We start from the raw sequence: 18214 nt of genomic DNA, 5'->3' as shown, positions 1-18214 counted from the left end.
TGAGCATCATATTTTTCAACATGTTAGTCCTACACAAAGCACAATGCGCTTTTTAGCCATTGTGCTTTTTTTATTGCCAGAATCTAAGGGGAATCATTATGTACATTGTTTGCGTTGCTGCTTGTCCAACCGGCGTGGCTCATACCTATATGGCCGCTGAGTCTCTTGAAATGACAGGGAAAAATCGTGGACATGAAGTGAAGGTTGAAACGCAGGGTAGCCTTGGCGCGGAAAACGAGATTATGCCGGACGATTTGGCGCGTGCTGATGCGGTGATCATTGCCGCAGATGTTGCGATTAGCGGCAAGGAACGATTCGACGGGATGGTTAAACTTGAGTGTAGCGTTTCCGATCCGATCAAATATGGTGATGCGGTATTTGAGGCCGTAGAGCAGGAGGTGGCAAATGGCTAAGTTTCAGGGGGGAGGTAAGCCGTCAGCAGGTATTGAGGTGAAAAATGCCATTATGACCGGCGTATCATGGATGCTGCCGTTCGTGATTGCGGGTGCGGTGCTGATGGGGATCGCCCGTATAGGCGCTTCCATCTATGGTATTGATAATATATGGGATGCCAGCTACGAACACGCCGGTATGGTGGTACAGCTGCTGCATAAGTTTGACGGCTTCGGCGGTCTGGCATTATCGCTGATGCTGCCGGTGGTGGCGGGCTATATCAGCTTTGCGTTGGCCAACAAGCCGGGCCTGGCGCCGGGCATGGTGGGTGGTCTGCTGGCAAGTAATTTGGGTACCGGGTTCCTGGGCGCTCTGGCCGCAGGTTTCGTGGCCGGGTACATCGTGCGGGCGCTCAACCGCTATATCAAATTACCGAAGTCGCTGGCGTCCGCTGGCCCGATCTTTATTCTGCCTGTGGGCGGTACGCTGTTAACCTGCGTCATCATGGCCTTTGTGATTGGCACGCCGCTGGCGGCGTTGAATCACGGTATGGAAAGCTGGCTGTTGTCGATGTCCGGGACCAACAAAGTTGTGCTGGCAGCGGTGATTGGCGGGATGGTGGGGTTCGACCTCGGTGGGCCGGTCAATAAGGCGGCGGTCACAACGGCCATGGCGCTGCTGGCGTCAGGTATCTACGACCCGAACACGGCGGCACAGGTGGCGATTATCGTTCCGCCGATTGGGCTGGGGGTGGCAACGCTGCTGTGGTCATCACGCTTCCCGGAATCACTGCGTGAGGCGGGTAAGGCCTCTACGCTCATGGGGTTGATCGGCGTATCTGAAGGGGCCATCCCGTTCGCCTTATCCAATCCGCGCATTATCGTGGTTAACGTGGTGGGGTCTGCGGTGGGTGCCGCCATGGCCGTTGGCCTGGGTGCCGTGAACCATGCCCCGATTTCCGGGTTTTACGGGTGGCTGGCGGTCGAAAAATGGCCGGTTTATGTGCTGTCGATTGTCTGCGGTTCCGCGATTATCGCCTGCGGATCGCTGCTGATTTTCCGCGGCCAGGCGGCAACGCCAGAGGTAAAAAAAGACGTAACGGCACCGAAATTTAAAGCCAGCCGTTAAACGCGCCATCGGCGCATCTGAATTAATTTCCCCTGCGCTCAGCGCGGATAAATATCCGTGCCGGATACGCACGCCTGTAAACAGGAATAAAGAGAATGAAAACGGTTCATTTAATTCAGCACACGCACTGGGATCGTGAGTGGTATTTTACGGAGAATGATTCTCAGGTTCTTCTTTATTATTTCATGGCGGATCTTCTTAATCGTCTGGAAACGGATGAATCATTAGGTCCATTTATGCTTGATGGGCAAACGGTGGTACTGGAAGATTATTTCCAGTTTGCGCCAGAGAACCGTGAGCGCGTACGAACGCTGGTGAAAAGCGGGAGGCTGCTGATTGGCCCCTGGTACACGCAGACCGACTTTCTGGTGGTTGGCGCCGAATCGATTACCCGTAACCTGCTGCTCGGCCAGGCCGACTGTGATGCGCTTGGCCCACGAATGGCGGTGGGCTATGTGCCAGACTCTTTTGGCCAGAGTGCGCAGTTGCCGATGTTTCTCAAGCAGTTTGCGATCGACAGCGCGGTGGTCTGGCGCGGCTGGAGCGAATATGACACGCCGGTGACGGAGTTTCGCTGGCGCAGCCTGGATGGCAGCGAGGTGACGGCGGCAGTATTGCCACAAGGCTATGGCTGCGCCAAATGGTTACCGACGGAACCACAGCAGGCGTGGCCGCGTCTATCGGCCATCCTGGAAAAGCAGGCGTCATTTAGCGGCAGTTCACAGCTATTGCTACCCAACGGTAACGATCAATCGCCATTTGAATATGGCGTTCCCGCGATGCTGGAACGCCTCAACGCGCAGCAAGACCAGTACCATTTTGTGCGTAGCGACTTCAGCCGCTACTTTGCCGCACTGGCGCAGACGCCGCTCGCTACCTTTGAAGGCGAACTGTTGAGCCCGAAATATATGCGTGTCCATCGCGGTATTTTTTCTACCCGTATGGATATTAAACAGGCCAACGCCCGCCTGGAGAACGTCGTCAGTCGCCAGTTGGAGCCGCTGCTCAGCGTCGTCTGGCGGCTGGGTCTGCCCTATCCGCAGAAGGTGGTTGAAAATATCTGGCGCGAAGCGATGAAGTCGCATGCGCACGACAGCATTGGCGGCTGCAATGCCGACCGTGTGAATGCGATGGTTAAAGCCCGCGTGCTCTCCGGTCAGGAAAAAGCGAACCAGCTCTTTGAGCTCAATATGCAGATGCTGGCGCAGGGGATCTCGGCCCAGCAACAGGGTAAAAAAATCATTATCTTCAATGCGCTGCCCTCGGCCCGCGATGGGCTGACGGCGCTTACGTTGTACCTGCCTGGGTCGGTGTTCCGTATTGTCGATGAACACGGTGTTCCTTGCCGCTGGCAGATTGTGCGCGAAACGTCGCAGGATATGTCGGTGATTGTGCAGGAGCTTTCAAACAGTGCCGAACCCGTTTTCTACCGTAAATGCGAGATCTTGCTGGAGACCGTCGCACTCCCCGCTTGTGGTTACCTCACGTTGTACCTCCAGGAAGATGAACCCGCGGGCTTTGACGAGCCCGACGTGGCGGAAGCTGCGCTAGAAAACGCCTGGCTTCGGCTGACGCTGGAGGGGGAAAAGGTCGTGCTGGTGGACAAGCGCAGCGGCAAGCGTTGGGAGGATCTGATTCAACTGGTGGATGGCGGCGATGCTGGCGACACCTATAACTATTCACCGCCGGAAGACGACTGGCGCGTGACCGGTGCGGGTGCGCTGCAAAGCGTCGATTGGCAGCGCGGCGCGTTGGCCGATACCTTGACGCTAAGCTGGTCCATTGCCGCGCCGCGTAACCTCACCGACAGACAACAGCGGCGTCTTAATACGCGACTGGACGTCAGTATGGTGATCACGTTGGCGCATCAGCGGCCGGTGCTCGATGTGCAGGTTAGCGTCAATAACACGCTGCAGGATCATCGCCTGCAGGTCGAAATTCCAACCGATGTATTTACCGATTGCCATTTTGCCGATCAGCCCTTTGGCTTGATTCGCCGTCCCAACCGCCCTGCTGCGCTGGACGTCTGGCAGCAGGAACAGTGGGGTGAAGCGCCCGCCTCGTTATGGCCAATGCAAAGTCTGGTGATGATGCACGATGGCGGGCAGGGGATGAGCGTTGTGACGGACGGGCTGCGTGAATATGAGATCCCGGAAGGGCGGCCATCGGTCATGGCGATTACCCTGCTGCGCAGCGTCGGCTGGCTGGGGCGCGCCGGGATGCCATGGCGGCCTGGGCGAGCGTCCGGCATGGCGCTACCGTCTCCGGATTCACAGATTCCCGGCGAATTCACCGTCCGCTTTGCGCTTATTCCTTTGTGTGAGGGAGAGACTCAGGACTTCTGGCGCGACGTGGAAGCCTGGCGCACGCCGCCGGTGGGTTGGCTCGACTCCGGCTGGGCCCGTTTTAAAACCAACCCGCACTCTCTTTCCTTCCCTGCACGCTACAGCCTGCTGAGTTGGGAGACGTCGCTACATTTCAGCACCCTGAAAAAAGCAGAACGCGGAGAGGCGTTGATTTTGCGCGGCTGGAACCCCGGCTCTCAAGTCTTACCTTGTACTGCGCCAACGGTGGAGGCCACGCTAAATGAAGTCATGCTTGATGAGCGGACTGAAGCGCAGCCCCAGCAAATCGTTCCGCAGTGTGCTCCTGTCTCGTGGCGTATTACGCCCGCAGTAAGAGGATAAAGTTGTGTTGAAGATTCATTTTACCTGCCCGTTGCCAAACGGGCTGCATGCTCGCCCAGCCAGCGCGCTGGAGCAGCGTGTTAACGCTTTCGGTGCTCACGTACTGATTGTGAATTTACGCAATGAACGCCAGGCCGATGCGCGCAGCGTGCTGGCAATGATTGGTACTGACATTTTGTACCAGGATCCCTGCGAACTGGTGATTACCGGTGACGATGAGGCGGCGGCGTTTCAGGCATTACAGCAGTTCATCACGCAAGAGTTCGCCAGCTGCGACGAGTCTATGCCCCCGTCGCAAAACGAAATCGACACGCCGTTACCGGTTTTTCTGGCACAGACAACGGCGGAAACTCTGCGGGGTAGTGGCGTTAGCGGCGGACTGGCGCTTGGCGTGGCTATGTATTCGGGAACGCCGGATCTCTATCAGCTTGCTGAACGGGAGGTTGCAACGACGTCTGAGGTGCAACGTGATGCGCTGCAGGCCGCGCTACAGCAGGTACGTATGCAACTTCGCGATGCGTTCCATCATGCGCAGGGCGAAGCCGCGACGGTGCTGCAGGCGCACATTAACCTGCTGGAGGATGACCTTTTTGAAAGCGCGCTGTTAAACGAACGTCCGGCGCGTAATGCGCTTGCGGCGTTAGCGCAGGCGTTGGATGAACTGAGTGCGCCGCTACGGGAGAGCCGCAGCAGCTATCTTCAACAACGTGTGTTGGACATCCAGGATTTAGGCTTGCGTTTGGCCACACATCTTTGTGAGCAGCCGCTGATGCCTGAGACGGTACTGCGGCAGGACACCATCGTGATAAGCCCAACCCCAATCACGCCGGGTCAATTCCTGGCGCTGCGCGGCCCGCATCTGAAAGGCGTGGTGATGGGGGCGGGTGGGGAAACGTCGCACACGGTGATCCTCGCGCGTTCGTTCGGTATTCCGCTGTTGAGCGTTGAACCGGCAGAAATTACCCGCATTCGCAGCAACGAATCGCTGATGCTGGATACGCGCTACGGCGTGGCGGTTCTTGCCCCGGACGCGCAGGCTCTGCGTTGGTATCAATTAGAAGAGGAAAAACGCCAGCGACAGCATCTGCGTTTACAGCCGCTGATTCAGCGTCCTGGAGTGACGCAAGACGGCGAGTCGGTTGCCATACTGGCCAATATTGCGCTGGCTGCTGAAGCTGAAGCGGCGTTTGCCGCGGGCGCGGAAGGTATTGGTTTGTTCCGTACCGAAATGCTGTTTTGCGAACGCGCGGCGCCGCCGGATGAAGAAGAGCAATATCAGGCCTATCGCCACGTTCTGCAACAAGCGAAGGGACGCAAAGTGGTGATTCGCACGCTGGATATCGGCGGCGATAAGCCCTGTGATTATCTCAATATGCCGCCGGAGGAAAATCCGTTTCTCGGCTGGCGGGGGATTCGTTTATATCCCGCCTTTAACGCCGTTTTCAGCACGCAGGTGCGGGCGCTGCTGCGTGCGAGCGCCACCGGGCCGCTGCATATTATGGCGCCCATGGTGACCACGCTGGAGGAAATTAAGTGGCTGCGCGAACAGTTTCAGCAGACTGAGGCGCAGCTGCGCGCTGAAGGTATCGCTACCGGGATATGGTCGTTGGGCATCATGGCGGAAGTACCATCGGTGCTGTACCTGCTGGAGAAAGCGGCCGCTTATATCGATTTTGTCTCCATTGGCAGTAACGATCTGACGCAGTATTTTCTGGCCTGCGACCGGGGTAACCCACAGGTGCGCCATCTCTATAACTATTTCGACCCCTCGTTTCTCCAGCTGCTCACCGAGATGACGGCGCGCGCGCAGCGTGCCGGTATTGCGATTAGCCTGTGCGGTGAGATGGGTGGCGACCCGTCGGCGCTGGCGTTATTGCTGGGCGCAGGATTGCGACAGTTGAGTATGTCGGTCAGTCGCATTGCCGCGGCGAAAGCGCATTTATCCTCGCTGACGCTTGCCAGTGGCGAGCAGAAGCTTGCGCAGGCGCTGGCCAGTGACGGTGCTCAGGCGGTGATGATGGCGCTAAAGCAGCAGGTGACGGTGGCAGCGAAGCCCGTGGTCGATCCCGCATTGATCCTGCTCGATCGCCCGGTGGCCGACAAGGCGGAGGTGATCAAGGTACTGACCGATAATCTGGAGGTTGAACAGCGGGTGATTTCAGGTCCAGAGGTAGAGAGCGCTATCTGGCAGCGTGAGGCGATTTTCTCTACCGCATTAGGTTTCGCCATCGCGCTTCCGCACTGTAAATCAGCCGCAGTCAGCCATAGCAGCGTGTCGCTGATGCGGCTGACTAAGCCGTTGGCGTGGAATGATGAGGTCGATGTGTCGTTGATTATCATGTTAACGGTCAGCGAGCAGGAGAAAGGCGATCACATGAAAATTTTCTCCCGACTGGCTCGAAAGTTAATGCATGCCGAATTTCGACAGCAGCTACTGGACCGTGCTTTACCGCAGGATGTCGCTGAACTTTTGGCTCAGGAAATCGCGGGGTAAGGCAGAGTGAATAAGTCCCGCCAGGCATTCGTTTTGCTATCCAGCACCTTTTTTTATTGGGGAGTCCTGACGGCAATTAATAGCGCCATGATTCCCTTTTTCCGCCAGCTGTTTTTGCTTTCCTGGCGAGACGCCATGCTGGTGAACGTCGCATTTTATCTAGCACCGTTTGTGGTCTGCCTACCGTGTGCAAAATGGATGATGCGGTTTGGCTATCGTCGAGCGCTGGTATTGGCTTTGGGGCTGGCGGCGAGCGGCGCGGCGATTATTGCCGGGTCGCTGTGGCGACCTTCTTTTGTCGGCTGCCTTGCGGGCATATTTATTATGGCGATGGGGGTTGCCGCCATGCAGGTAGTGGCAAACCCCTATGTTAATCGCCTGGGCGATGGACGAAGTGCGGCTGGGCGACTGAGCCTTGCCTCATCCATCAACTCTTTTGGCGCCGCGCTGGCGCCTCTCCTGCTTGCGGGGGTACTGACGAGTTCGGGCGTTTTGGTTTCGGTTTTATACATTGGGCTGATGTTGGGCGGCAGCTCTCTACTCCTTATCCTCTATCTCTCGAGGATCGATGATTTTCATGATGTTGGAAATCGTGTGGCGTCATCGCTTTTTACCTTGTGCCGTTACCCGCAGTTCCGTTCCGGAGTGAGCAGTATTTTTGTGTATGTGGGGGTGGAAGTCAGTATTGGCACTACGGTGATCAGCTACCTGAACGATGCCGCGTTGGGGGGCTATTCGCTTGCTCAGGCGACGTCATTCATCGCGCTGTACTGGGGGGGAGCGCTCGCTGGACGCTTTCTTTATGGCCTATTAGCACGTTATTGCCGTGTACGGCTGCTGTTTTGTCTCTGTACGACAGGAGCCATGCTGTTGACGGTGGCGGCAATGGTTCTTGCCAACCGTACCGGCGGCTACTGTTTGGTTGCCGTAGGGCTGATGAACTCAGTGATGTATCCGGTCATTTTCTCTCGCACATTGTCTGGTCTTGAAGGCTATTCCGCGCCGATCTCTGCATGCCTGATCATGGCGGGAATTGGCGGAGGGGTGCTGCCTTTTATCCAGGGAATGGCGATTGATTCAGTAGGGTTAAGGTTTAGCTTTTTGGTTCCCGCCCTGGGATATGTTTTTTTACTGATTAACGGGCTTAAGGACAAAGTCAAAGTAACACAATTCGTTGATAACTATTAATTTAAGGTGATACCAATGAAAAAAATATTCATTGCTAATATTGCCGCGTTTTTCCTCTGTTCTTCTGTTGTTGAGGCTGCGGAGCATTATTCATATCGTGTGGCATTTATGCCAGATATCCATTTTCATGATGTTTATGGTCAATTTCAGGACGGTGCCTTCCACGGACTGAAAAACAGCAAAAGCGGGCAAAATGCGATGATTCGCACGATGTACGCCCAGCTAACGTCAACCAGATTATTCAATGAAAACTATTTCGCCCTGCGGGCCGCACTGGACGATGCGGGCAAGAAAGGCATCAAACTGATCGCGCTACCCGGTGACTTTAGCGACGATGGTCAACCGGTGCATATTCGGGGGCTGGTGAAGCTACTTGAAGAGTACCAGCAAAAATATGGTATGCGTTTTTTTGCGACGCCGGGTAACCACGATCCCAATCGACCCTTTGACCTACCGGGCGGTGAAGAGGATTTCCTTGGCGCGGGTGGCAAAACGCAGCGCATTTTTAGTGCCGGAGCCCATGAGTGTAAAGGCTACCGGGGCAAGACTGCGGTGATTGCAACGGGCGCCGAGCTGCCCACAATTTGCAGCGAAGAGATGGTGAGTAGCGGCTATGAATACATTATGAAAATGATGTCGCCGTTTGGTATGAACCCTCAACCGAATGATATTTATTGGGAAACGCCATATTCCACTTATGATGAGACAAGCTATTCCTATGCGAAAGCGCAACAGGCAAGCGACTTCCATCAGCGGCAGTATGAAATTTGTGCGCAGGGAACCGGCGGAAAATATCGCCAGCCGGGCTATGGCCCCTGTTTCACGGTGGCGGACAGTAGTTATCTCGTTGAACCCGTCCCGGGGCTCTGGCTGATGGCGGTGGATGCGAATGTGTACCTCCCCCGCGAAAACGCCGACCTGACCAAACCGGAGTCGGCAAATAATTTCGCGGGCTCGGGAGATGCGGGCTACAACAAGATGCTCACCCACAAGCAACAAACGGTGGCCTGGATGACGTCCGTCGCCCAGCGCGCCAGAGCGAATAATAAAACGTTAGTCACTTTCAGCCATTTCCCGATGGTTGAGTTTGATAACGGCGCAGCAGCGGATCTGGAAGCCATCTTTGGTAAAGGAAAATTCCAGCTGGCTCGGGCGCCAAAAGAAGATACCAGCCATGCACTGGCTAAAACGGGTATTGGCGTACATGTGGGCGGTCATATGCATTTTAATGATACCGGGGTACGCAAATATCCGGACGGCAGCCTGCTTTTTAATATTCAGGCCCCTTCAATGGCGGCATATGTACCCGCTTATAAGATCCTCGATTTTGTTAGTCGCACCCGCATTGATGTGCAGACCGTTATTCTGGACAGCGTCCCGCGTTTCAATGAGCTTTTTGAACACTACCAGCAGGAATGGGATCATCTGAACATGACTCATTCTCCGCATTTGTGGAATAAGGCCGTGTTGGGGGCGAAGAACTACTATGACTTTACCAATTGGCATATCACCGAACTGACCCGTTTACGCTTCATTCCCGAAGAGTGGCCATGTGATATCCGCCAGATGCTGTTCAGCCTGAATGGCGCAGAGATGTTGATATTGAGCCAGATAAGCAGCCATAGCGATTTTCAGAGCGTATTGAGCGTGCCCGTTAGCGATGATCATGCCATTTGCGCTAAAGGCGTCACGCCACCCGTGCGGGATGTCCGTCAACAATATCTGAAAAAAAATGCTGCTGCATGGCATCGGGCGGAACAGAAAGCACAAAGCCTGGCGCAAAATACGGGCATGAAGCTGGCCGATTTTTCTGAATGGAATGGCTTCGATCTCGCCGTCGATTTTTACCGTCTGCGCAATGCCGATGAGCTGGCGCTGCGCGATATTTCCGCCACGCGATTACGTCAGTATCAGCTGCTTACACGTGTGCTGGCCGAGTCGTTACCGGCGTCGATGCCGGCGCTTACGGCGAACAGTGATTTTGAGACAATCTATCGTCTGCGTTTTGGCAGTATTTTTACGGTGATCGACAAGTATTTGCAGGGCAATCCTTCCAGAAACTTCCATCTGGATTTGGAGACGGGAGAAATTTCAGCACGTTAAACGCTGCTGTGAGGCTGCCTTTTCATCAAGAGGCCGCCTCACAGGAGAGGTGCTGACCTGGGCAGTACGTGGTGTAATCGACTGTTCTGGTTAACAAAAAATGGGCTATCCACTAAAGTTATAACCTTATAAAAACTACGGCATTGATAATCATTTTCAATATCATTTAATTAACTATAATGAACCAACTGATTACGCGGCGTTTACAGGTTTGCCGCCCGACAATAATGGAGATGATTATGAGCTATACCCTGCCGTCACTGCCTTATGCGTACGATGCCCTGGAACCGCACTTCGACAAACAGACGATGGAAATCCATCACAGCAAACACCATCAGGCTTACGTGAACAACGCTAACGCAGCGCTGGAAAGCCTGCCGGAGTTCGCTTCTCTGTCTGCTGAAGAACTGATCGCGAAACTGGACCAGCTGCCGGCCGACAAGAAAACCGTTCTGCGTAACAACGCTGGCGGCCACGCTAACCACAGCTTCTTCTGGAAAGGCCTGAAAAAAGGCACCACCCTGCAGGGTGATCTGAAAGCGGCTATCGAGCGTGACTTCGGTTCCGTTGACAACTTCAAAGCTGAATTTGAAAAAGCAGCAGCAACTCGCTTCGGCTCCGGCTGGGCGTGGCTGGTGCTGAAAGGCGACAAACTGGCGGTGGTTTCTACCGCAAACCAGGATTCCCCGCTGATGGGTGAAGCCGTTTCCGGCGCTTCCGGCTTCCCGATCGTGGGCCTGGACGTTTGGGAACACGCTTACTACCTGAAATTCCAGAACCGCCGCCCGGACTACATCAAAGAGTTCTGGAACGTGGTGAACTGGGACGAAGCAGCTGCGCGTTTCGCCGCTAAAAAATAATTTGCATTGCACCTCTGTAGAAGCGAGTCTGATGACTCGCTTTTTTTGTATCCGCGTAAGGAGCAGCAGATGCATTATCCGGTAGACGTGTTTATTGGCAAAATCCGCGACTATGACGGCAGTCGCCCAAGCGCCATTGCAAAGGTCCAGATGGATGGCGAACTGGAACTCACCGAGCTGGGATTGTTGGGTGATGAACAGGCCGAGAAAAAAATCCACGGTGGGCCCGACCGCGCGCTGTGTCAGTTCCCCCGCGAACATTATGAAGACCTGATTCGTGAATTCCCCGAACAGGCAGCCCTGTTTTGCGCCCCGGCGTTTGGTGAGAACCTGTCGACGAAAGGGATGACCGAGCACAACGTGTTTATCGGTGATATTTACCGCTGGGGTGAGACGTTGATTCAGGTGACTCAGCCCCGCTCTCCGTGTTTTAAACTCAATTTCCACTTTGCTATCAGTGATATGGCTTCTCAGATGCAGCGCAGCGGCAAGGTGGGCTGGCTGTACCGGGTGATTGCGCCGGGTAAGGTTTCTACTGACGATCCGCTGGCGCTGGTGTCGCGCCTGAGCGATGTTTCGGTGTATGACGCCGCCGCCATTGCCTGGCATATGCCGTTCGATGACGACCAGTATCACCGCCTGCTGAGCGCAGCCGGATTGTCAGTTAGCTGGAGCAGAACCATGCAGAAGCGCCGCCTGAGCGGAAGAATTGAAGATAACAGCCGAAGATTGTGGGGCAAGTAGGCCTGATAAGCGTAGCGCCATCAGGCGGTCAAACGCCCATGGCCAAAAAAAATCGGCCTGCATATGCAGGCCGATGGTTTTTAGGTTCGCTTGTAAAGCGGTAGCCACAGCGTGAGCCGCAACCCGCCAAGCGGGCTGTCGTCGGCCTTCACCCAGCCGCGATGCTGTTGCATGGCGCTTTCGACAATCGCCAGCCCCAGCCCGGTGCCGCCAGATTCACGGTCTCGCGCCTCATCGGTGCGATAGAACGGACGGAAAATCTGCTCGCGATCTTCCGGGCTTACGCCTGGGCCGTCGTCATCAACGTGAACGGTGACGCCGTCTTTATCCACCGAGAAGCTCACGGCGATCTTCGTGTGCGAGTAGCGCAGTGCGTTACGGACGATGTTCTCCAACGCGCTTTCCAGCGCGTTCGGGTTGCCATACAGCGGCCACGGCCCCGGCGGATAGTCAACGTTGAACGATTTACCCATCTGTTCGGCTTCGAACGCGGCGTTATCCAACACCTCGCCCCACAGCTGATTCGCCTTCAGCGTCTCGCTCACCAGCGCGCTCTTCTGTTGATTGCGCGACATCACTAACATGTCGTTGATCATGCTATCCAGACGCTGCGCTTCTGTCTCGATGCGCTCCAGCTCTTTGCTTTCACCGCTGCGGCGACGCAGCAGCGCAGTGCCCAGTTGCAGACGCGTTAACGGCGTGCGCAGCTCGTGGGAGATATCGGAGAGCAGACGCTGCTGGGAGGTCATCATCCGTTCCAGCGCCATGACCATCTGGTTAAAGCTGGCCCCTGCCGCCAGAAACTCCTGCGGCCCGGATTCCAGTTCGGGATGCTGACGCAGGTTGCCCTGGGCGACTTCATCCGCGGCGTTTTTCAGCTTACGCGCCGGTTTTGCCAGGCTCCACGCCAGCCACAGCAGCAGCGGCGCGCTGACCAGCATGGTGACGATCAGCAGCAACAGCGGCCGGTCGAACAGCAGGTTGATAAAGTCAGACTGCGAACTGCTGGCCGGACGGATCAGGTACAACTGATAGTTATCTTCACCGTCACGAATTGAAAATGGCCCGACTAACTCCACGCGCCCGTATTTCTTCTTCTGCGGATGGTCGGCGTTGTCCGACTGCCCGATAAAGTTACGGATAATCTGCATTTCGTTGCGTTCTGCGCCAATCACGCGACCTTCGCTGGTGACCAGCAGCAGACGCTGGCCCGGCGGAGCCCATTTATCAATTGCGCGGAACAGCCGACGCCACCACATCAAATCGTTGGGGGGATCGTTGGCCAGCTCTTCTTCAACGTGCTGTTCAATCATGATGCCCTGACGCTGCTCGCTATCGAGCAGTTCGGTCATCTGACGCGAGTCGAGCTTGGGTAACATCAAAACCAGCATCAACACCAGCGCCAGGGTTAACCAGAAGATGGCGAAGATGCGGGCGGTTAAACTTCCTATCATGAAGCGGAGACCATCAGGTAGCCGCGACCACGCAGGGTTTTAAACCACGGATGACCGTCTTTACGTTCCGGCAGTTTCCGACGCAGGTTGGAAATGTGCATGTCAATTGCGCGGTCGAACGGCGTTAGGCGTTTGCCCAGCACTTCCTGGCTTAAATGTTCGCGCGACACCACCTGACCCAAATGCTGCGCCAGCAGATAGAGCAGGGTGAATTCGGTGCCGGTGAGCTCCAGAGTTTGACCATCGAAGCTGGCTTCCTGGCGGCCTGGGTTCAGGCTCAGGGCGTCAACTTCTACGGTAGGCGAACTGGCATCACTACTTTGCTGCTGTTCGCTCCAGTGCGAACGGCGCAAAATAGCGCGGATACGCGCGACCAGCTCGCGATCGTTAAAGGGTTTAGGTAAATAGTCATCCGCGCCCAGTTCAAGGCCCAGAACGCGATCCAGCTCGCTTCCGCGGGCGGTTAGCATAATGACGGGAGTCTGGTGTGTTTGTCGCAATTCCTTCAGCGTGTCGATTCCGTTCTTTTTCGGCATCATCACGTCGAGTAAAAGTAGGTCGATGCTGTCATCAAGAAGCGCAAGCGCCTGTTCGCCGTCATGGGCAACCAGAACGTTAAAGCCTTCCATATCAAGCAGTTCCTTAAGTAAGGAAGTCAGCTCTCGGTCATCATCAACTAATAAAATTTTATTCATATTTTCATCCCTCCGAGGCAGAAATTACGTCATCAGAGCCAGCTAATCCATGACTTTACGTTGTTTTACACCCCCTGACGGATGTTTTCAGCCTGAATCGTAAACTGTCTCTCGTTGAATCGCGACACAAAAGTTTTTGGGAGCATGTGATGCGCAATGTTATCGCTGCCGTCATGGCCTCAACGCTGGCATTCAGTGCACTAAGCCAGGCCGATGAAGTCGTCACCAGCGTTAACTGGCACCCAGCGGAAGATAATTCGCTGCGATATGGCCAGGGTCATATGTTCGACGGTATTAGTTTAACCGAACATCAACGCCAGCAAATGCGCGATTTGATGCAACGGGCGCGACACGATCGCTCACCCGTTAATGTTAGCGAAGTCGAGACAATGCATCGCCTTGTCATCGCAGAAAAATTTGATGAAGCCGCTGTGCGCGCCCAGGCCGAAAAAATGGCCGAGGAGCAGGTGAACCGCCAGGTTGAAATGGCGAAGGTTCGCAACCAGATGTATCGCCTGCTCACGCCAGAGCAGCAGGTGGCTTTAAATGAGAATCACCAGCAGCGAATGGAGCAGCTGCGTGACGTTGCACGGATGCAACAAGGTTCGAATGTGAATCTGTTTAGTAGCAATACCCGTAGCAACCAGTAACAAACCCTGTTTTTCCTTGCCATAGACACCATCCCTGTCTTCCCCCTCATGATGAGGGGGTTTTTTTTGCCCTAAATTCGACACGGTGCGCTGCATAAACATTCCGCTATACTACGCAGATCTGAAGTCAGGAGTGTTTATGAATCAATCTTATGGCCAGTTGGTCAGCCGCGCGGCAATTGCGGCAACGGTAATGGCCTCGCTGTTGCTGATCATTAAAATTTTTGCATGGTGGTTTACCGGTTCGGTCAGTATTCTGGCGGCGCTGGTGGACTCACTGGTGGATATTGCTGCCTCGCTGACCAACCTATTGGTAGTGCGTTACTCGCTGCAACCGGCCGATGAAGAACACACGTTTGGCCATGGAAAAGCGGAATCGCTGGCGGCGCTGGCGCAAAGTATGTTTATCTCCGGTTCCGCACTGTTCCTGTTTTTGACCGGTATTGAACACCTGGTACGCCCCACGCCGATGAGCCAACCGGGAATTGGCGTGGCGGTAACGGTCATTGCTCTTATCAGTACCTTGGTTCTGGTGACGTTTCAGCGCTGGGTGGTGCGAAAAACCCAAAGCCAGGCCGTTCGGGCGGATATGCTTCATTATCAGTCTGATGTTATGATGAACAGCGCAATTCTTATTGCACTCGGCCTCTCCTGGTACGGTTGGCATCGTGCCGATGCGCTGTTTGCATTAGGAATTGGCATCTATATTCTATATAGCGCGTTACGTATGGGGTACGAAGCGGTTCAGTCGCTGCTGGATCGCGCGTTGCCCGATGAGGAACGCCAGGAAATTATCGACATCGTGACCGCCTGGCCGGGCGTAAGCGGTGCTCACGATCTCCGTACGCGGCAGTCAGGGCCGACCCGCTTTATTCAGATCCATCTGGAAATGGAAGATAACCTGCCGCTGGTTCAGGCGCATCACGTTGCCGACCAGGTAGAGCAGGCGATTTTGCATCGTTTTCCCGGTTCCGACGTGATTATTCACCAGGATCCATGCTCTGTTGTCCCGCAAGGCAAGAGCGGCATTTGAACTTTCGCAGTGGTTGTACAAAGTGTGAGCTAAATCGGCATTATTTGTATAAATAACCGCCGCTTAGCCTGACCTGAATCAATTCAGCAAGAAGCGCTTGATATACTATCTCTACATAGAGTCGTTCTCTCCCCCAATTGTGGGAGCGCTTCGGGCAGAAGAATTAATTTTTAGCATTCCTAAGTTCAGAGGTAGTCATGATTAAGAAAATCGGTGTGTTGACAAGTGGCGGTGATGCGCCAGGCATGAACGCCGCGATTCGCGGCGTGGTGCGCGCGGCGTTGACGGAAGGCCTGGAAGTGATGGGCATTTACGACGGTTATCTGGGCCTGTATGAAGACCGCATGGTCCCGCTTGACCGTTACAGCGTGTCCGACATGATCAACCGTGGCGGCACCTTCCTCGGCTCCGCGCGCTTCCCGGAATTCCGCGACGAAAACGTCCGTAACGTGGCTATCGAGAACCTGAAAAAACGCGGCATTGATGCGCTGGTGGTTATCGGTGGTGACGGTTCCTACATGGGCGCTATGCGTCTGACCGAAATGGGCTTCCCGTGCATCGGTCTGCCGGGCACCATCGACAACGATATCAAAGGCACTGACTACACCATCGGCTTCTTCACCGCGCTGAGTACCGTGGTAGAAGCGATTGACCGTCTGCGTGATACTTCTTCTTCTCACCAGCGTATCTCTGTTGTTGAAGTGATGGGCCGCTACTGCGGTGACCTGACTCTGGCGGCAGCTATCGCGGGCGGCTGCGAGTTTATCGTGGTGCCGGAAATCGAATTCAAACGTGACGACCTGGTGGCAGAAATCAAAGCGGGCATCGCAAAAGGTAAGAAACATGCCATCGTCGCGATTACCGAACACATGTGTGATGTTGACGAGCTGGCGCACTTTATCGAAGCGGAAACTGGCCGTGAAACGCGCGCAACCGTTCTGGGCCACATCCAGCGCGGCGGCTCCCCGGTGCCTTACGACCGTATCCTGGCATCCCGTATGGGCGCGTATGCCATTGAACTGCTGCAGCAGGGCTTTGGTGGTCGTTGCGTCGGCATTCAGAACGAAAAACTGGTTCACCATGACATCATCGACGCGATCGAAAACATGAAACGTCCGTTTAAAGGTGACTGGCTGGAATGCGCTAAGCAGCTGTACTAATTCACATTTGCCCGGAAACGGGCAGATTTAAGCGAAAAAAAAGCCTTCTCATTGAGAAGGCTTTTTTACAGGTTCAGGGCGCTTATTCAATATCCAGCGCATCTTCCGACAGGATAATGCCGGTGTTATCGGCATAGAGATGATCGCCGGAGAAGAAGGTCACGCCGCCGAAGTTGACGCGCACGTCGCTTTCGCCGATGCCTTCACCTGCTGCGCCGACCGGAATGGCGGCAATAGCCTGGATGCCGATATCCAGCTCTTCTAAATCATCAACCTGACGCACCGCGCCGTACACCACGATGCCTTCCCACTCGTTCTGAGTGGCCAGACGGGCGAGGTCGGCGTCGATCAGCGCACGGCGGACAGAACCGCCGCCGTCGACCAGCAGAATGCGGCCACGGCCGTTCTGTTCGAGCAGATCGTACAGCAACCCGTTATCCTCGAAACATTTCACGGTGATGATTTGCCCACCGAACGACAGCCGTCCGCCAAAGTTAGAGAACAGGGGTTCTACTACGTTGACATCTTCCTGGTAGATGTCGCAAAGCTCGGAAGTATCGTATTTCATAGGATTAACGCTCAGTTGCTGCGAGTGATTTTAGTATATCGCGCTCTACGCATTGTTGGCAAAATCATCAATTGTTAATTGATATTTGTCAGTTAAGCGAACGTCTTGCTGAGCACAATCCCAATGACGAACAGTAGGTTAGTCAGCAGCGCGCCTTTCACCGTTTTTTCCAGCATCGGCGGCATCGCCTGCGGCGAGCGTTCACGCACCACGTAGCGGGCCTGTTTCACCAGCAGCGGTGCGCTGAGGATAAACAGCCAGCCCCACGGGCTGTGCAGGGAGATGAGGTTAAACAGCGCCAGACACACCAGCGTACCCATCAGCAGGCAAACGTGATAGCGGCGGGCGTTAACCGGCCCTAAACGCACTGCCAGCGTATTTTTGCCGTTCTCACGGTCGCTGTCGATATCGCGCAGATTATTGATATTCAGCACCGCCGTGGCCAGCAAGCCGCAGGCGGTGGCGGGTAGGATAATCGCGCTGCTCAGGCTGTGAGTCTGTAAGTACCAGCTACCGATAACGCTCAACCAGCCGAAGAAGATGAGCACTGAAATATCGCCAAGGCCGATATAGCCATACGGGCGCGTGCCGACGGTATAGGTGATGGCGGCGATAATCGCCAGCAGCCCCAGCACCAGGAAACCGATAAAGTCGCCGGTCGTCTGGGACGCGGTGAACAGCAGAGCCAGGCCGGAGACGCAAATCAAGCCGACGGTGATAATCAGCGCGCGCTTCATCTGCTGCTGGGTAATCACTCCTTTTTGCATCCCGCGCAGCGGGCCGATGCGGTCCGGCTTGTCGCTGCCTTTCACCGCATCGCCGTAGTCGTTGGCGAGGTTAGAGAGAATTTGCAGCAGGCTGGCGGTGATCAGCGACAGCACGGCGACGCCCGCGTCAAAGTGGCCCTGCCACCAGGCGAGGGTGGTGCCGACGATAATCGCCGCGCAGGCCAGAGGCAATGTTTTGGGACGCAGGCTTTCCAGCCAGGCCTGAGTGCGGCTTACAGGTGTATTTGTCATAGTAATCAGCCAATAAAAATGGGGCTTTTCAGCCCCAT

15 protein-coding genes are annotated in these 18214 nt (G+C 55.2%); 11 read left to right on the top strand and 4 right to left on the bottom strand.

Annotation, left to right across the window (positions count from 1 at the left end):
- The first annotated feature begins 98 nt into the window (after window positions 1–98).
- From ABTW00_RS23035 to yiiM, 8 genes are all read left to right on the top strand, one after another.
- Window positions 99–413, top strand: coding sequence for a PTS fructose transporter subunit IIB (locus ABTW00_RS23035; protein WP_064540425.1), 315 nt, complete (start codon window positions 99–101; stop codon window positions 411–413).
- Window positions 406–1521 carry a PTS fructose transporter subunit IIC gene (locus ABTW00_RS23030; protein ID WP_064540421.1) on the top strand — a complete coding sequence of 372 codons (1116 nt, stop codon included), beginning with the start codon at window positions 406–408 and terminating at the stop codon, window positions 1519–1521. The genes ABTW00_RS23035 and ABTW00_RS23030 overlap by 8 nt, the downstream gene beginning before the upstream one ends.
- Window positions 1522–1616: 95 nt before the next feature.
- Window positions 1617–4208: a glycoside hydrolase family 38 C-terminal domain-containing protein gene (locus ABTW00_RS23025; protein ID WP_433637838.1), complete on the top strand. Its 2592-nt coding sequence runs from the start codon at window positions 1617–1619 to the stop codon at window positions 4206–4208.
- Window positions 4209–4212: 4 nt separating this feature from the next.
- The gene (gene ptsP / locus ABTW00_RS23020; protein WP_433637836.1) at window positions 4213–6702 is read left to right on the top strand and encodes a phosphoenolpyruvate--protein phosphotransferase; all 2490 of its coding nucleotides are present in this window, start codon (window positions 4213–4215) and stop codon (window positions 6700–6702) included.
- Window positions 6703–6708: 6 nt separating this feature from the next.
- Window positions 6709–7890 carry an MFS transporter gene (locus tag ABTW00_RS23015; RefSeq protein WP_433637833.1) on the top strand — a complete coding sequence of 394 codons (1182 nt, stop codon included), beginning with the start codon at window positions 6709–6711 and terminating at the stop codon, window positions 7888–7890.
- A 15-nt stretch (window positions 7891–7905) separates the two neighbouring features.
- Window positions 7906–9993: a metallophosphoesterase gene (locus ABTW00_RS23010; protein WP_433637830.1), complete on the top strand. Its 2088-nt coding sequence runs from the start codon at window positions 7906–7908 to the stop codon at window positions 9991–9993.
- Window positions 9994–10232: 239 nt separating this feature from the next.
- Window positions 10233–10853: a superoxide dismutase [Mn] gene (gene sodA, locus ABTW00_RS23005; RefSeq protein WP_052284210.1), complete on the top strand. Its 621-nt coding sequence runs from the start codon at window positions 10233–10235 to the stop codon at window positions 10851–10853.
- Between the two features lie 6 nt (window positions 10854–10859).
- Window positions 10860–11597, top strand: coding sequence for a 6-hydroxyaminopurine reductase (yiiM, locus tag ABTW00_RS23000; protein ID WP_100249967.1), 738 nt, complete (start codon window positions 10860–10862; stop codon window positions 11595–11597).
- Window positions 11598–11677: 80 nt separating this feature from the next.
- Here yiiM and cpxA read toward each other — a convergent pair whose 3' ends face one another.
- Together cpxA and cpxR are read right to left on the bottom strand one after the other, a co-directional pair.
- Window positions 11678–13051 (bottom strand): envelope stress sensor histidine kinase CpxA, encoded by a 1374-nt coding sequence (cpxA, locus tag ABTW00_RS22995; protein WP_064540407.1) that lies wholly within the window; start codon window positions 13049–13051, stop codon window positions 11678–11680.
- Window positions 13048–13746: an envelope stress response regulator transcription factor CpxR gene (gene cpxR / locus ABTW00_RS22990; RefSeq protein WP_064540403.1), complete on the bottom strand. Its 699-nt coding sequence runs from the start codon at window positions 13744–13746 to the stop codon at window positions 13048–13050. Before cpxR ends, cpxA begins: the two co-directional genes overlap by 4 nt.
- 149 nt (window positions 13747–13895) lie before the next feature.
- On the opposite strand from cpxR, the gene cpxP reads away from it, so the two are divergent.
- The 3 genes from cpxP (at window position 13896) to pfkA (ending at window position 16589) form a co-directional block, all read left to right on the top strand.
- Window positions 13896–14396, top strand: a complete 501-nt coding sequence (gene cpxP, locus ABTW00_RS22985) for a cell-envelope stress modulator CpxP (protein ID WP_433637823.1) — start codon at window positions 13896–13898, stop codon at window positions 14394–14396.
- Window positions 14397–14535: 139 nt separating this feature from the next.
- On the top strand, window positions 14536–15429 hold the full coding sequence (fieF, locus tag ABTW00_RS22980; RefSeq protein WP_064540397.1) for a CDF family cation-efflux transporter FieF: 894 nt from the start codon (window positions 14536–14538) through the stop codon (window positions 15427–15429).
- A 197-nt stretch (window positions 15430–15626) separates the two neighbouring features.
- Window positions 15627–16589, top strand: coding sequence for a 6-phosphofructokinase (pfkA, locus tag ABTW00_RS22975; protein ID WP_064540394.1), 963 nt, complete (start codon window positions 15627–15629; stop codon window positions 16587–16589).
- An 82-nt stretch (window positions 16590–16671) separates the two neighbouring features.
- Here the strand turns inward: pfkA and rraA are convergent, their stop codons facing one another.
- A complete protein-coding gene (gene rraA / locus ABTW00_RS22970; RefSeq protein WP_035892355.1) occupies window positions 16672–17157 on the bottom strand; it encodes a ribonuclease E activity regulator RraA in 486 nt (161 codons plus the stop codon).
- Between the two features lie 92 nt (window positions 17158–17249).
- Complete coding sequence (menA, locus tag ABTW00_RS22965) at window positions 17250–18176, bottom strand: 1,4-dihydroxy-2-naphthoate polyprenyltransferase (RefSeq protein WP_064540385.1); 927 nt, start codon at window positions 18174–18176, stop codon at window positions 17250–17252.
- Window positions 18177–18214: the final 38 nt, after the last annotated feature.

It is taken from the genome of Kluyvera georgiana, from assembly GCF_050990895.1.
GTDB classification, from domain to species: domain Bacteria; phylum Pseudomonadota; class Gammaproteobacteria; order Enterobacterales; family Enterobacteriaceae; genus Kluyvera; species Kluyvera georgiana.
The sequence above is the reverse complement of the archived record's forward strand: the minus strand, read 5'-3'. Positions and strand labels throughout refer to the sequence as shown.